This is a genomic window from Alteribacillus iranensis (assembly GCF_900113025.1).
Taxonomy (GTDB): Bacteria; Bacillota; Bacilli; order Bacillales; family Marinococcaceae; genus Alteribacillus_A; species Alteribacillus_A iranensis.
This window is the reverse complement of sequence record NZ_FONT01000011.1, coordinates 38,014-53,864: the sequence shown is the minus strand read 5'-3', so window position 1 is coordinate 53,864 and position 15,851 is coordinate 38,014. Positions and strand designations below refer to the sequence as shown.

15 protein-coding genes and 1 rRNA gene are annotated in these 15,851 nt (G+C 41.8%); all 16 read right to left on the bottom strand.

The features are described from left to right. A 16S ribosomal RNA gene (locus tag BM095_RS15735) occupies window positions 1-236 on the bottom strand; the annotation flags it as partial. Between the two features lie 88 nt (window positions 237-324). After that, window positions 325-534: a hypothetical protein gene (locus BM095_RS15730; protein ID WP_091664094.1), complete on the bottom strand. Its 210-nt coding sequence runs from the start codon at window positions 532-534 to the stop codon at window positions 325-327. Window positions 535-826: 292 nt separating this feature from the next. Next, on the bottom strand, window positions 827-2,359 hold the full coding sequence (lysS, locus tag BM095_RS15725) for a lysine--tRNA ligase (protein ID WP_091664091.1): 1,533 nt from the start codon (window positions 2,357-2,359) through the stop codon (window positions 827-829). A 71-nt stretch (window positions 2,360-2,430) separates the two neighbouring features. Then, window positions 2,431-3,432: a tRNA dihydrouridine synthase DusB gene (gene dusB, locus BM095_RS15720; RefSeq protein ID WP_091664109.1), complete on the bottom strand. Its 1,002-nt coding sequence runs from the start codon at window positions 3,430-3,432 to the stop codon at window positions 2,431-2,433. 83 nt (window positions 3,433-3,515) lie between these two features. Then, on the bottom strand, window positions 3,516-4,061 hold the full coding sequence (folK, locus tag BM095_RS15715; protein WP_091664089.1) for a 2-amino-4-hydroxy-6-hydroxymethyldihydropteridine diphosphokinase: 546 nt from the start codon (window positions 4,059-4,061) through the stop codon (window positions 3,516-3,518). Further along, entirely contained in the window at window positions 4,058-4,420 is a 363-nt protein-coding gene (gene folB, locus BM095_RS15710; protein ID WP_091664086.1) for a dihydroneopterin aldolase, read from the bottom strand. Before folB ends, folK begins: the two co-directional genes overlap by 4 nt. Beyond that, window positions 4,413-5,252 (bottom strand): dihydropteroate synthase, encoded by an 840-nt coding sequence (folP, locus tag BM095_RS15705; RefSeq protein WP_091664083.1) that lies wholly within the window; start codon window positions 5,250-5,252, stop codon window positions 4,413-4,415. Before folP ends, folB begins: the two co-directional genes overlap by 8 nt. Before the next feature lie 34 nt (window positions 5,253-5,286). Beyond that, window positions 5,287-6,171, bottom strand: a complete 885-nt coding sequence (gene pabC / locus BM095_RS15700; protein ID WP_091664081.1) for an aminodeoxychorismate lyase — start codon at window positions 6,169-6,171, stop codon at window positions 5,287-5,289. Between the two features lie 4 nt (window positions 6,172-6,175). Beyond that, the gene (gene pabA / locus BM095_RS15695; protein WP_091664078.1) at window positions 6,176-6,760 is read right to left on the bottom strand and encodes an aminodeoxychorismate/anthranilate synthase component II; all 585 of its coding nucleotides are present in this window, start codon (window positions 6,758-6,760) and stop codon (window positions 6,176-6,178) included. Between the two features lie 24 nt (window positions 6,761-6,784). Then, the gene (locus tag BM095_RS15690; protein ID WP_091664075.1) at window positions 6,785-8,278 is read right to left on the bottom strand and encodes an anthranilate synthase component I family protein; all 1,494 of its coding nucleotides are present in this window, start codon (window positions 8,276-8,278) and stop codon (window positions 6,785-6,787) included. 277 nt (window positions 8,279-8,555) lie between these two features. Beyond that, window positions 8,556-9,488, bottom strand: coding sequence for a cysteine synthase A (cysK, locus tag BM095_RS15685; protein WP_091664072.1), 933 nt, complete (start codon window positions 9,486-9,488; stop codon window positions 8,556-8,558). Between the two features lie 102 nt (window positions 9,489-9,590). Continuing rightward, on the bottom strand, window positions 9,591-10,481 hold the full coding sequence (gene hslO, locus BM095_RS15680) for an Hsp33 family molecular chaperone HslO (RefSeq protein ID WP_091664070.1): 891 nt from the start codon (window positions 10,479-10,481) through the stop codon (window positions 9,591-9,593). 22 nt (window positions 10,482-10,503) lie between these two features. Further along, entirely contained in the window at window positions 10,504-11,271 is a 768-nt protein-coding gene (locus BM095_RS15675) for a type III pantothenate kinase (RefSeq protein ID WP_091664067.1), read from the bottom strand. Between the two features lie 227 nt (window positions 11,272-11,498). Further along, window positions 11,499-13,580 carry an ATP-dependent zinc metalloprotease FtsH gene (ftsH, locus tag BM095_RS15670; protein WP_091664064.1) on the bottom strand — a complete coding sequence of 694 codons (2,082 nt, stop codon included), beginning with the start codon at window positions 13,578-13,580 and terminating at the stop codon, window positions 11,499-11,501. A gap of 67 nt (window positions 13,581-13,647) precedes the next feature. Beyond that, a complete protein-coding gene (gene hpt, locus BM095_RS15665) occupies window positions 13,648-14,190 on the bottom strand; it encodes a hypoxanthine phosphoribosyltransferase (RefSeq protein ID WP_091664062.1) in 543 nt (180 codons plus the stop codon). 230 nt (window positions 14,191-14,420) lie between these two features. After that, window positions 14,421-15,833 carry a tRNA lysidine(34) synthetase TilS gene (tilS, locus tag BM095_RS15660; protein WP_091664059.1) on the bottom strand — a complete coding sequence of 471 codons (1,413 nt, stop codon included), beginning with the start codon at window positions 15,831-15,833 and terminating at the stop codon, window positions 14,421-14,423. Window positions 15,834-15,851 lie beyond the last annotated feature (18 nt).

Below are 15,851 nucleotides of genomic sequence, written 5' to 3'. Positions count from 1 at the left end.
AACAAGTCCCCACTTTTACAAAAGAATCATGCGATTCTTTTGATTATCCGGTATTAGCCCCGGTTTCCCGGGGTTATCCCAGTCTCTAAGGCAGGTTGCCCACGTGTTACTCACCCGTCCGCCGCTCGTTCCACAGGCGTCACCCCGAAGGGATCTGCCTGTTTCCCGCGCTCGACTTGCATGTATTAGGCACGCCGCCAGCGTTCGTCCTGAGCCAGGATCAAACTCTCCATAAAATTGGATTATTTGATACAAGCTGTAAAGCGATTGCTCGCTTTGTTCTTTTATAAAGAAATTAACAGACGCTTGACTTTCATTCAATTTTCAAAGGACAATTTCCGTGTCGCTTAATGGCGACTTTTTAATAATAACACCGTCACCATTTGGTGTCAACACTTTTTTAAGTTGTTTTTTCAACTCAATTGTCGTCGTGTTTTTGACGACGGATAATAATATATCACCTGCCCAAGATTTATGCAACCCTTTTTCAAAAAAATATGGGCGAGTTTTTTCTAGATAGATGATATGAACCATGAACTAATATTTTCGACACACGACTTCTGCACACTTTCACCGACTATATGACTTGACTTTTATTTATTGCACAATAACCCAATAACACAATCGTCCTGACTTCCTCACACTGGAGGCGTTAACTTTGCCGTGCTATACATAATGTTATTACCTTGTAGACTTTTGTAGTGTCTAGTGTCTGAACGCTGCTGCTGCGAAACCCGAAAACATTCAAAGACTTTAAAATGGGACTCGATTTCCCGAGCCCCATTTCAGTCGCCATTTTTATGACTAGATGAGAAAGTGTATTATCCTAGTCATTTGTTTGCTTACGCATTTGTGGGAATAAGAGAACATCTCTAATTGAAGGAGAATTAGTTAATAGCATAACAAGACGGTCGATTCCAATGCCCAATCCACCTGTTGGCGGCAGTCCATACTCCATAGCCTCCAGGTAATCTGTATCCATCATGTGTGCTTCCTCGTCTCCTTGCTCTCTTTCAGCCACTTGAGCTTCAAACCGTTGCCGTTGGTCGATAGGATCATTCAGCTCCGTAAAGGCGTTAGCATGCTCTCTTCCTACAATGAACAACTCGAATCTATCCGTAAAACGAGGATCGTCTTCGTTTTTCTTTGCGAGTGGAGAAATAGCCGTTGGATGACCATATACGAATGTTGGCTGTATCAATTTTTCTTCAACAAAGTGCTCAAAAAATTCATTAATGATGTGACCGGCAGTCATGCTAGCCTTGACAGGCACATTATGCTTTTTCGCCAATTCATGCGCTTCTTCATCTGTCATCTCAACCCAAAAATCAACACCTGTTTCTTCCTTAATGGCATCTACCATGTGAACACGACGCCATGCCGGAGTTAAATCTATCTCATACTCGTCATACGTGATTTTAGCAGTCCCTAGTACTTCCTTTGCGATATGAGCGATTAAATTCTCCGTAAGGTCCATAATATCTTTGTAGTCAGCATATGCTTCGTATAGTTCCATCATCGTAAACTCAGGGTTATGACGTGTAGAAATACCTTCATTTCTAAATACCCGGCCAATTTCATACACTTTCTCCAGCCCGCCGACAATTAATCGCTTTAAATGAAGTTCAATGGCAATTCGCATATATAACTCCATATCTAGCGCATTGTGATGAGTAATGAAAGGTCGTGCTGCTGCTCCTCCCGGTATAGAATGAAGCATAGGTGTTTCTACTTCTAAGAACCCGTTATGATCAAGGTATCGTCTCATAGACTGTAATATTTTACTGCGTATGACAAACGTTTCACGTACTTCAGGATTGACCACTAAATCTAAGTAACGCTGACGGTACCGTTGTTCAATATCTTTTAATCCATGAAACTTATCCGGTAACGGACGAAGCGATTTAGAAAGAAGTTGAAACGTTGAAGCTTTCACCGACAGCTCTCCCACTTTTGTTTTAAATGCTGTCCCAACAACTCCAACAAAATCACCAATATCCGTATTTTGGAATAACTCATAAGCCTCTTCGCCCACTTGGTCTTTTCTTACGTAAATCTGCAACTGTCCAGTTAAATCTTGAATATGGGCAAACCCTGCTTTTCCTTTTCCACGCTTTGTCATTACCCGCCCAGCGAGAGATACAGTATTTTCTTGTTGTTCCAGTTCTTCTTTGCTGTATGAATCAAATTCTTCTGTCATCGAAGAGGCTGTGTGCGTTCGGTCAAAGCGTTGACCGAAAGGGTCTTTCCCTTCTTCTTGGAGCGACTGCATCTTCTCCCGGCGCACTTGCATTTGATCATTATATTCTTGTTCTTGACTCACAACGTCAACTCCTTCATTATCTGTAGTTTTATACATATTCCTTTCAGAATACTATGTAAAGGGACTGTCTCTTTCTGATAGAAAGAGGCAGCCCCGTTGCCTTCTGCCTAAACAGCCGATGCTTTTGCTGTTTCTTGTTGTTCTAGAGAATCTACAAAATCATATAACGCGGCAGCGACGTCGTCCCGTTTATGGAGCTGATTGATTTGATTACGAACTTTGCTGTTTCCACGCATGCCTTTTAAATACCAGGCTGCGTGTTTTCGCATTTCCCTCACAGCTACTTGTTCACCTTTTAAGTGTATTAACCGATCCATGTGAATCATGCATACGTCCATTTTTTCACGAGGAGAAGGTTCGTTAGTAAGTGTACCACTTTCAAGGTATTGAATGGTTCGATAAAGCATCCAAGGATTACCTAATGCAGCTCGGCCAATCATGACCCCGTCCACTCCTGTTTGATCAAGCATAGCTTTTGCATCTTGCGGGGTTTTTACATCTCCATTCCCAATCACAGGAATGTTTACAGACTCTTTTACTTCTTTCAGGATATCCCAATTTGCAGTTCCTTCATACATTTGAACCCGAGTACGTCCATGGACGGAAACCGCCTGGCCTCCAGCAGCTTCGATAGCTTGAGCATTCTCTACTGCCAGAATGTTATCTTCATCCCAGCCCATTCTCATTTTTACAGTAACTGGTTTGTCGACCGATTCTACCGCTACTTTTACCATCTCGTAAATTTTATCTGGGTTTAGCAGCCATTTTGCACCAGCATCACACTTTGTGATTTTGGGAACCGGACATCCCATATTAATATCTATAATATCAGCGTTTGTCTGTTGATCAACCACTCTTGCCGCTTCTGCCATTGTCTCCTTATCCCCACCAAAAATTTGTAAACTTAATGGCTTTTCACGCTCATCGACATACAGCATTTTTAAAGACTTCTCATTTTTATTCAGAATGGCTTTATCACTAACCATTTCTGCGCACACTAAACCAGTCCCAAACTCTTTTGCAATTAAGCGAAAAGCAGGGTTACATACTCCTGCCATCGGAGCAAGAACTACTTGGTTTTTCATCTCTATGTCGCCTATTTTAAGCATGTATTCCACCTCCTGCTTCATTTCTTCTATTTTTAAGGGTTCCTGATCCATAGTACCCCCACTGTATAATCCCGCTGCTGCTATTATTGAACTCTCCTGTGTGTCCTGCCAATTTCCGTATCTGCCGGCCAAGTGTATTTCTTCCATAACCGGACTCCATCCTTTTCACTTATGGGTAAGCTGGCGGCTAACTCACGGATCGTTTTATTATCCATTGGATAAGTGACATTAGAAGCAATCTCGCATAGTGGCACCATGACAAAAGCACGCTCACACATCCTTGGATGTGGAATAGATAAATCAGTCATTCTAATATTTTCATCATTGAAGAGTAAAATGTCAAGATCTATCGTGCGAGGTCCCCAGCGTCGGTCTCTTATTCGATTTAAATTTCTCTCAATACGTTGCGTGGTCTGTAATAAAATTTGCGGCGTTAAGGAAGTGGAAATCTCAATGACCATATTTAAAAATTCTGGTTGATCGGTCACTCCTACCGGCCTAGTTTCATAAATAGAGGAGACTTGACTGATTTTGATTGACTCTCTGGATGCTAAGTGCTCAATTGCCTGATGCAAATATCTTTCTCTGTCTCCTACGTTAGAACCTAGACTTAAAAATACTCTTTTCATGTTCGTTTCCTCGTCATTTCTATGGCTACGGCATCGTAATGGCCGTTAATAGGAGGGTTAGGCTTAGTTACTTTGACGGTCACTTCTTCCACAATGGAATGCTCTGCCAATATGGCCTGTGCGATTTTCTCTGTAATGGTTTCTACTAAATTGTAAGTGGTCCCTTCTACCATTTCTTTTACTAGTTCGTAGGCATCTCCATAGTTTACACTTTGCATTAAATCGTCTTTCAAAGCTGCCTCTTTTAAATCTGCCGTCATGGTAAGGTCAACAATAAAATGCTGTCCTAATTTATTCTCTTCTTCATAAACACCATGATACCCGTAAAAAGACATTCCGTTTAAATGTATTTTATCCAACGGTATTCACCGTCCCTTTCCCAAGCATCGCATCCATCATTTTGACAGTTCGGCTCATTTCCTTCACGTCATGCACTCTCACTATGTCACAGCCTCTTTCAATCCCTAAACTGACAGTGGCTCCTGTTCCCTCGACGCGATCGTGAGGCGGAAGTTGTAACGTTTCAGCGATTAGCGATTTACGCGACGTACCTAAGAGGACAGGATATCCAAGTGAAGTAAACTCTTCTAGTCGTCTCATCACTTCCAAATTCTGTTCATAAGTCTTTGCAAAACCAATTCCCGGATCCAAAATAATTCGATCATCTTTTACACCGGCACGGTGACATATCTCTATGCTCTCTTCCACATCTCTCAAGATGTCCGACATAATATCCGTATAATTCATATTATCCCGGTTGTGCATAAGAATAATGGGGGCTTCATATTCCGCCGCTACATAGGCCATATCAGGGTCAGCTTTCGCCCCCCAAATATCATTGATTATAGTGGCACCAGCTTCTAGCGCTTGACGAGCCGTCTCTGCTTTATACGTGTCAATGGAAAGGGGGACATCCACCTCTCTCGACACAGCTCTTATTGCCGGAGTCACTCTGTTTACCTCTTCTTCCGTATCCACTTTAACATAACCAGGCCGTGTTGATTCGCCGCCGATATCAATTATCTCTGCTCCTTCATGAATCATTTCGATAGCCCGCTCAACTGCTTTATCTTCCGTATTCCAACGCCCTCCATCTGAAAATGAATCAGGAGTGACGTTTAAAATCCCCATCACGTAAGTCTTTCGAGAAAAATCCAGCGTCCATGGCCCGACTTTCAATTCCTTTTTCATTACTCACTCTTCCCTTCTTCCGTATAGTTCCCCATTATATTTCATTCATTTTATTAAAGATATCCTCCGATTTCCATAGGTGATGGCAGTATTGTCGATATTTGTCTAAGAGAACGTCTGTAAGGGAGTCTTTCCCCTTCTCAAATTGTTTGTCATTGATCGCTGTTAAGCTGACGATCTCTTGTATTGAGTTTGTGACAAAAGCTTCGTCTGCTTCCATTAAATGTTGGAGGGGGAACTTGCCAACACGTACATGAAACGACAATTTTTTTGCTAATTGTATAATAAAAGACCGTGTGATACCGGGCAGAATGCCAGTCTGGAGCGAAGGGGTATAGATCGTATGATTCTTCACCCAAAAAACGTTTGACACAGTGCCTTCCGCAATATGACCGCACTCCGTCAAAAAAATCCCTTCTACACCTTCTTCTCCTCTCAATTCCCATTTTCCTAACATGCTATTTAAAAAATGGTGTGACTTTAACCGTTCCGATGTCTCGGGAGTATTTCTTCTCACCTCTAGTATGCGGCCTTGTTTTTGGTTCTTTCCTGTTTTACTAGCATAGTCAAGTGGTTTCATATAGATAATTTCAGTAGGTTCTTGATAAGGATCAACAGCCAAACCTAGTTCACCTTTTCCTGCGGCTATGTTATAACGGACATAGGCATTTTTCCACTGATTTGCCTCCAGCAACTTTTTAAGATTTTGAAATACTTCTTCTCGGTTGTATCTCCAAGAAATGTTCATCTCTTGAAGGCCCCGTTCCAGTCGTTCAAAATGATCATCAAGTAAAAATGGATGCCCATCGTAGATTCGAAACGTCTCAAAGAGCCCCAGACCATACATAAATCCATGCTCAAATACAGAAAGACGAGCATCGCTCGCCTTTTTTATTTCATCATTTATATATACGTACATGTTCTTATACCCCTTGCTTTACGCGGTAGGAATTTATAAAGTTTTGAAGGAGTTGTTTTCCATCCGCTGTCATAATCGACTCTGGGTGAAATTGCACACCCTCCACCTGTAATGTTCGGTGGCGAATTCCCATTATTTCTCCTTCTTCCGTCCAGGAAGAAATTTCAAAGCAATCTGGCAGAGATTCCTTTTCCACAATGAGGGAATGGTACCGAGTGGCTAGAAACGGATCTGACAGTTGATGGTACACGGTCAATCCATCGTGAAAGATTTCAGATGTTTTTCCGTGCATGAGTTCTTCCGCCCGGATCACTCTTCCGCCAAATACTTGAGCAATCGTTTGATGCCCAAGACATACCCCAAAGATAGGTATTTTTCCCGCAAAATAACGGACAGCCTCTAGACTTATCCCTGCGTCATCCGGCGTGCAAGGGCCTGGAGAAATCATCAGGTAATCCGGAGCTAATTCCTCTATCTCTTGAATCGTTATTTTATCATTCCTCTTCACTACCAGTTCTTCACCGAGTTCTCCCAAGTATTGAACGAGATTGTACGTAAACGAATCGTAATTATCAATCATTAAAATCATCAATAACTTCCTCCTCTTCTCAGCTCATCGTAGAGAGTCCAAAGCGCTTCTTTCTTTCACTCTCGCTTTCATCTCTCTTTCACTCAACTCTTTTGCTTTCCATAAGGCTTTTGCTTTTTTTAAAGACTCCTCAAATTCAGCTTCCGGACGAGAATCAATAACAATCCCTGCCCCTGCCTGGACGTAAGCATGACTCCCTTTCACAACCATCGTTCGTATAACGATATTTAATTCCGTATCCTGATTATAACCAATCCAACCGATGGATCCAGTGTAAATTCCTCTTCGGACGGTTTCCAATTCTTCGATAATTTCCATCGTTCGAATCTTAGGAGCCCCCGTTATGGTACCTCCAGGAAAAGCTGCTTTAATCATACCATAAACATCAGTTTTAGCGGAAAGTTTTCCTGTAATGTGAGACACAATATGCATGACATGAGAGTACCTCTCTACTGTCATAAAGTCATCTACCTTCACCGATCCATATTCACAAACTTTTCCCAAATCATTGCGTTCAAGGTCAACAAGCATGGCATGTTCCGCTCGTTCTTTCTCATTAAGAAGCATGTCTCGTTCATATTCTCTATCTTCGTCCTCTGATTCTCCGCGAGGGCGCGTACCAGCTATCGGACGTGTAGAGATGTCACAGCCCCTCTTTTTTATTAATAACTCCGGCGAACCATTCACAATTTGTAAATCTGGAGTATGAAAATATCCCATATACGGAGAGGGATTGATTTCTCTAAGCTTCTCATAAATATGAAGGGGAGGCGTTTTTACGGTCTGTTCTTCCCTTACAGAAATATTTACCTGGAATGTATCTCCTGCACGAATATAATCTTGAATGCGGAAAACAGCAGCTTTAAATGAATCCTTCGTAAAAGTCAGCTTTCTGTTAGAAGAAAGCTTAGGATGAGGGGGGTGCCAATTTTCGAAATGATTGTCCCACGATACCTTCCTAGCATGTTCCCACTGCGTTATGTAATGATTTATCTGCTTATCGGCCTCTTCCTCAGTGGTGTGGATGCCGATGACCCATAGCTTTTTCTCCTCGTGGTCATAAACAAATACATGTTGAAACGCCAGAAAGTATATATCGTCTGTCTCCAAGTCATCGTCTGTGGAAGGCACTATGGCCTCTATATGTTTGTGATAATCATAACTAATGTATCCTAATATGCCTCCCTGAAAATCAGGGAAGGATGGATTTCTCTCCACTTCGTATGGCGATAACCACTTCTTCATTTCCTCCAAAGGATCTCCTCTACGCGTTTCCGTTTGTTTTTGCGTTTGTATCGTAAGTACCTTCTCTTTACCGCGAATGACGGCGAAAGGATGAAAAGCCGCAATGCTGTATCTTCCACGGTTACCACTTTCGAGCAACACATGATAGGTCCTATCGCTACTTAATCCGCAATATGCCGAAAAAAATTGATTTTCGGGAAAAGGAACAGAACGACCAAACGTTTTATAAGAACCACCAGAACGATCCGGTATAGACGCTAAATCTTCTTTCATGATACGACCTCCGCGTTTAGTAATGCTTTCATCCTAGCATATTTCAACAGAAAGTATCAGCACTTTCAGTCATTTTAACGTTGGGAGGATGTTTATCTAGAAATATTCTCTGATCGGTTAATGGGTAAGACGATCAGAAAAAAAAGCATAGCATTCGATTGTCAGCTGCAATAGCTGTAGCTAGGCATCACTCCATGAATCTTATACTTTCTTCCTTATCTTAGAACATTAAAATAGCCCAAGCAGAAAAATCTATCTGCTCAGGCTGGATTCCTTTTTATTCATTGTCTTCTTCAAATTGATAAAGTGGAGTACTGAGGTAACGCTCCCCGTTACTTGGCAGCACCGCAACTACTTTTTTCCCTTTTCCAAGTTTCTTTGCTTCTTCCAATGCCACATATATAGCTGCTCCAGAAGAAATACCTCCAAGAATTCCTTCTTCTTTTGCCGCTCTTCTCGCATATTCAAACGACTGCTCTGTCGTTACTTTGGCGATTTCATCATAGCTGTCCGTATCTAGAATTTCTGGAACGAAGCCGGCTCCAATTCCTTGAATTTTATGCGGCCCTTTATTTCCACCGCTCAAAACTGGAGAATCCTCCGGTTCAATGGCAATCACTTTCAAGTCTGGATAATGCTCTTTCAGCAAATTGCCGGCCCCTGTAATGGTACCGCCCGTACCGATGCCTGAAATGAACGCATCGATTTGTCCGTCTACTTGCTCTAACAATTCACGTCCTGTTGTTTCGCGATGAATATCAGGGTTTGCTGGATTTTCAAATTGCTGCGGCATGAAATAGTCTTTTTCTTTGACTAGTTCATTAGCCTTTTTGATAGCCCCGCCCATCCCATCAGGACCTGGGGTAAGGATTAACTCGGCTCCATACGCACGAAGTAAATTACGACGTTCTAAACTCATCGTTTCAGGCATAACAAGAATCGCTTTATACCCTTTTGCTGCCGCTACCATTGCAAGACCAATACCTGTGTTACCGCTTGTCGGTTCAATGATCGTATCACCAGGCTTTAAGTTTCCGTCTCTTTCTGCTGCTTCTACCATTGCAAGCGCAATACGATCTTTCACACTGCTGCCTGGATTCATAAATTCTAGTTTCAAATAAACATCTGCATCATTTTCTCCAGTTAATCTGTTAAGTTTCACTAAAGGTGTATTTCCAATAAGTTCCGTAATATTATTTCCGACTTTCATGGTAACATTGCCTCCTTAAAAGACCAAGTAAGTTTATTGGTTTTTAATAATTTTATAGTAGCAAGCTTTTTTAATACTGTCAACTAAAAACTCTGACACTTCCTATCCATTCTCTATTTGTTGTGCCTTTTCTTTCAAACGCTCTAAATCTTCTGCGTTAAATTGGTATATTTCATTACAGAAATGACACTGGGTTTCTGCTCCTCCATCTTCTACGATCATATCCTGAAGCTCCTCGGAACCAAGTGAAATTAAAGCATTAGAAATTCTTTCTTCGGAACAATGACATGAAAAAGCAACAGGAAATTTATCAATAAATTTGATCTCTTCTCCAAATATAACTTGAAGCATTTCCTCTGGTGTCTTCCCTTTTTCAATCAGCTTAGAAACAGGAGGCATATTTTCAATTTGGTTTTCTAATTGATTCACTAGTTCATCATCCGCACCCGGGAGAAGTTGTATAATAAAACCTCCGGCTGCTTTTATCGTATTGTCCGGGTTCACCAACACTCCGAGACCGACAGAAGACGGAACCTGCTCAGAAGTCACGAAGTAATACGTAAAATCCTCGCCAAGTTCTCCGGAAATAATAGGCACACTTCCTGTGAAGTGCTCTTTCAATCCGAGGTCTTTTACGACAGAAAGTGCCCCGTTTGTTCCTACTGCCCGGGCTACATCTAATTTTCCATGCTGATTCAGATCAAAGTGAACTTGCATGTTGTGGGCGTACCCTCTCGTATTCCCACTGGAATTCGTATCCACAATAATGGGACCCATCGGGCCGCCTCCTTCAATTTTTATGGTTAACTTGTCATCTCCTTTTAGCATAGACCCCATCATCGAGCCCGCTGTCATAGCTCTTCCTAAAGCAGCAGCAGCAGTTGGCCATGCCTGATGGCGATGTACCGCTTCATCTATCATATTCGTTGTCTGAACAGCATACGCTCTAACTTTATCTTCATAAGCTAGCGCTTTTACTAAATAATCACTCATATACATTTCGTCCTTTCTTTTTTTAAGACATATTTTTTTGATAAATGTAATGAAGGCCTTTTAACGTTAAGTGAGGGTCCACCCGGTCCACAGAGTTTGCGGCTTCTGCCACTACATCAGAATATCTCCCTGTTGCCACGACTGTTGGGTTACTCTTCACTTCATGTTTTAAACGATATAAAACTCCTTCGACTTGACCAATGAATCCATAAAATAAACCGGACTGTAAGGCATCTACTGTATTTTTTCCAATCATGCGTTTCGGTTTGCTCATTTCCACAAGAGGTAGTTTTGATGCCTCTTTATACAAAGCGTCTGCAGAGACACCGGGACCTGGAGCAATAACCCCTCCCATATATAGACATTTTTCATCAATATAACAAAATGTCGTAGCGGTACCGACACTTACAATAATTAATGGGACACTATATTCCTCGATTGCTGCTACGGCATTTACGATTCGATCAGAACCGACTTCCTTTGGATTATCAGAACGAATGTTTAACCCTGTTTTCACCCCAGGTCCTACCGTTATCGGGGTAACATCAAAATATTTCTTTCCCATCTTTTCTAATACGGGCTGCAAAGGAGGGACAACACAGGAAATGATTATACCTGTCACCGATGTCGTGTCTATTTGTATGCTCCTTAGCAGCTCCCGCAGCTGCAAACCATATTCATCTTCCGTTTTTCTATTATTTGTTGACAAACACCAATGCACCTTTAGTTCATTATCAGAAAATAAGCCTATGTCCAGGTTTGTATTTCCCACATCTATCGCTATTAACATACGTTTCCCTCTTTTTTTGTTATACATGCTTCTTCCTTTTTTGCACAGGACAGAAAAGGGATGCCGACATAAACCGGCACCCCAAACATCCCACGTCCTCTAAGAAAAGGCAGCCACAAGGGGCTCTGACGTGGAGCAACGCCGACCCCCATTTGGCTGAGCGCTGGAGCTAGAATGCCCCGCTCACCATTTGAATGGTAACTTTTCCTACTTTTATGAGATACAAATTATTTACGATCGTCTTCGTCAGCTGAAGATGGTTTATTGTCACCTAGCTGCTCGATGTCTTTCTGATTCTGAGAAACATTCTCTCCACTGTTATCCGTCGATTGTGAAGGACTGTCGTTATCTTCGTCTTTCGGTTGTTCCTCGTCATCTGATGAGTCGGACTTCGACTGAATGGTTACCTTCAGATTTTCATTTTCCTCATCAGTAGAGATTCCAACCTCGTCATCACTCTTGTTCAAATGATGATCGTCCGGCAGTTTTCCTTCTTCCACGAGAGATTGAATTTGTTGCGCATCCAGTGTTTCTAATTCTAATAAATGCTGAGCCACAAGCTCAAGCTTATCTTTATGATCAGTAAGGATTTGCTTACAACGATCATAGCATTCCTTGATAATACGTTGAATTTCTTGGTCAATTTCATACGCGATGGTATCACTGTAGTTAGGTTCATTTTGAATGTCGCGTCCAAGGAAGACTTGGCCGCCTGATGATGATCCAAATTGCAGCGGTCCGAGTTTTTCACTCATTCCATATTCCATCACCATTTTTCTTGCAATGTCGGTTGCTCGTTGGAAGTCATTATGAGCGCCTGTACTAACCTCATTAAACATGACTTCTTCCGCTACCCGTCCACCAAGAAGACCAATTATTTTGTCCATCAACTCTGGTTTTGTCATGAAGTAACGATCTTCCTTCGGCAGCATTACTGCATAACCACCAGCCTGACCCCGAGGTACAATCGTCACTTTGTGTACCATATCAGCATTCTCTAACTTCACACCAACGACTGTATGTCCCGCCTCATGATGGGCAACAATATTTTTTTCCTTCTTAGAAATCACACGGCTTTTCTTAGCAGGTCCCGCAATCACCCTGTCAATCGCTTCCTCGACGTGGGACATTCTCAGCTTTTTCATTCCCTCTCTTGCGGCAACAAGGGCTGCTTCATTCAAGAGGTTTTCCAAGTCAGCCCCGGAAAACCCAGGAGTACGTTGTGCGATAGCTTCTAAATTAACGTCCTCTGCCAATGGCTTATTTCTTGCATGAACGTGCAAGATTTCTTCACGGCCTTTAACGTCTGGACGCCCAACCATAATTTGACGGTCAAAACGACCTGGACGTAATAAAGCTGGATCGAGAACATCGGAACGGTTCGTTGCAGCAATGATGATAATTCCTTCATTGGCATCAAACCCATCCATTTCCACTAATAGCTGGTTTAATGTTTGTTCTCTCTCATCGTGACCGCCGCCAAGACCCGCGCCACGCTGACGACCTACTGCATCGATTTCATCTATAAATATAATACATGGAGCATTTTTCTTAGCATTCTCGAACAAATCACGAACACGAGAAGCACCAACACCGACAAACATTTCTACGAAATCAGAACCACTGATCGTGAAGAATGGTACACCGGCTTCACCTGCGACTGCACGGGCAATCAATGTTTTACCTGTTCCTGGCGGACCAACAAGCAGCACACCTTTAGGAATACGTGCACCAATGCTTGCATATTTTCGAGGATCCTTTAAGAAGTCAACCACTTCAACAAGCTCTTGCTTTTCTTCTTCTGCACCCGCTACATCTTTAAAGCGAGCTTTTTTCTTATCTTCTTGATAAAGCTTGGCCTTACTTTTACCAAAGTTCATCACTCGGCCACCGCCGCCTTGAGCTTGGCTAAGTAAGAAGAAGAAAAGAATAAAGATAATTACAAAAGGAATGATGGAAGTAAAAAACGTGACCCAAGCACTTGGTTCTTCAGCCGGCTGTGTTTCCAGCGCCAAGTCTCCATCCGGTCCTCCTGCAGTCATTAACAATTGAGTATTCTCTTCTGAAATTGGTAAGTAGGTCTGGAAGGATGCATCCTCTTGTCCGACTTCCTGGCCTGTAACAAGATATACTTCACCCTCCGGTTGTAAAGTGACAGAAGAGACTTCTTGATTTTCTAGTTTCGTAAGAAATTCATCCGTTGTTATTACGTTTGTTTCCGTTTGATCGTTGCTTAGGAAACTAATAATCCCAATAATAACAAGGAAAAGCAATAAATAGAAAACAGTATTTCGAAAAATCCGATTCATTCCTGACCTCCTCCCAAGGGCATCGACAACTTAGATAATAGTACCATATTTATTTTATTTCCCACAATCAAGACCCCTTGTAAACTTCAGGCTTTAATATACCGATATATGGGAGGTTTCTATACTTTTCAGCAAAGTCAAGTCCATAACCGACAACAAACTCGTCTGGAACAGTAAAACCAGCTAGATCCGGGACGAGTTCCACCTTCCGGCCTTCTGGCTTATCAAGAAGGGTAATGATTTTTAACGAATTAGCACCTCGATGCTTAAGTAAATTAACTAAGTAATTTAAAGTTAACCCACTATCAATGATATCTTCTAAAATAATAACGTCCCGACCTTCTACCGTCGTGTCCAAGTCTTTAATTATCTTAACTTCACCGGAAGACACGGTACTTTTCCCATAGCTGGAAACATCCATAAAATCGATTTCCACGTGAGTTGAAATTTGTCTCGTCACGTCCGCCATAAATGGGAGAGCACCTTTCAGAACCCCAATCACTAAAGGAAACTTCCCTTCATACTTTTGTGTGACATGCTCTCCAATGTCTCTTATTTTTTCCTGCAACTTCTCTTCACTAATTAATATTTCTTGAATGTCGTCATGCATCGTGTATTTTCATACCCTCCCAATGTGATATGGACATTTACATACTTAGCAACAGATCTCACACCTATATCACGTTCTGTGACAACGATGGCTGGGATAATCATCTCGAGGTTCTCCAGCTCTTTACCCGAGTGATCTCTCCTGCTAATTCATAATTTTAAACGCTTCCGTTCCTAATCTTACCACGAAAAAGGTGTAGATTTCACCCTATAGCCCCTAATAGGACGCTTTTACTTAAAAGAAATCTTATTCTTTTTACAACGTATGATAATCAAGCGATCGTCTGTTTTGGGTGATGGAACGTGGAAAGATGATTTTCTTAATAAAGGAACCCACAATATCTTTCCGTTAGCGTCCGTAAGAACCGGCCAATGCCCTCGCTCTTCTCGTGGAATTTTCGAGTCAATGAATAGACGGCTCACTTTCTTTCTGCCCCGCATCCCTAAAGGATTAATTCGATCTCCTGGCTCTGTCGTTCGAATCGTTAAAGGGAGACAAATCTCATTTTCCTTTAAAACCAACGTGTTTTTATTATCTGCTGTCTCTTTATTTCTATCATACTTTTCTGTCTCGAAAGAAAAATGGTGAAAAGACACCTGCCCGGAAAGCGGGAGGTGAATGTTTTGAGGCTGTACCCATTTATTCTCTCCAGCTCCTAACGAAAATGTAAGTAAGCCATAGTTTCTAGACACCTTAACCCCTCCAGGCCAGTCTATGGAAAAGGAGGGGTTCTCTTGCTGTATGAGTGTTAAAAGCTGATCGATATGTAAAACAGACAGTTCTGGAACTTTATGTTGATAAAGATAATTTAATACTAGAGGAATCCCTCTTCTTTGTAAAGGGTAAGGAAGAGACCTGAAACCACTAATATGTATTGTCACAGAAATGTCATCTCTACTTTCAATAAACTGATCTATCGCAGACTTGGCCTCATTTATAATGTATTCCCTTTCTGCCGATAACCAATCCATATATTCTTGAAAATGTAAATGAACAGACGGATTTTCTTTCTTCAGAAAGGGAAGTACATATTGACGAAATCGATTTCTTGTATATTTTTCTGAATGGTTACTTTCATCGACACGATACTCTATGGAATGCTTCTTACAGTATGTGATAATTTCATTTTTTGTCACCCAAAGCAGCGGGCGGATTAATCGCCCTGAACCAAACATTCGAGTAAATGCCATCCCAAGTTCTCCTAAGACCGCTCTACCTTCGGCTTGTTTCATAAGCATAGTTTCCATCTGGTCATCCGCGTGATGTCCTGTTGCCAAAAATGCTATTCCGTGCCTCTCCATAAGTGCACGCAAATAATCATAACGCAAACGACGAGCCTCCTCTTGAACGTTGCCACTCTTCTCCTTCACAGCTTTACGGACATTTATTTTCGTGGTAAAACAAGGAATGTCTCGTAACTCACACCATCTTTTTACGAATTGTTCATCCGCGTCTGCTGTTTTATCTCGCAAGCCATGGTGAACATGAGCCGCCATTATTTGTAAGTTTTGTTTATCCCTTAATTGAAGAAAGAAATGCAACAGTGCCATCGAATCTGGGCCACCTGAAACAGCTACCAGTACCTTACAGTCTTTTGGGAGAATATTATGCGCAGACAACTGTTCTTCTATGGTACAAACCATCTTCCTCCCCCTTTCTCT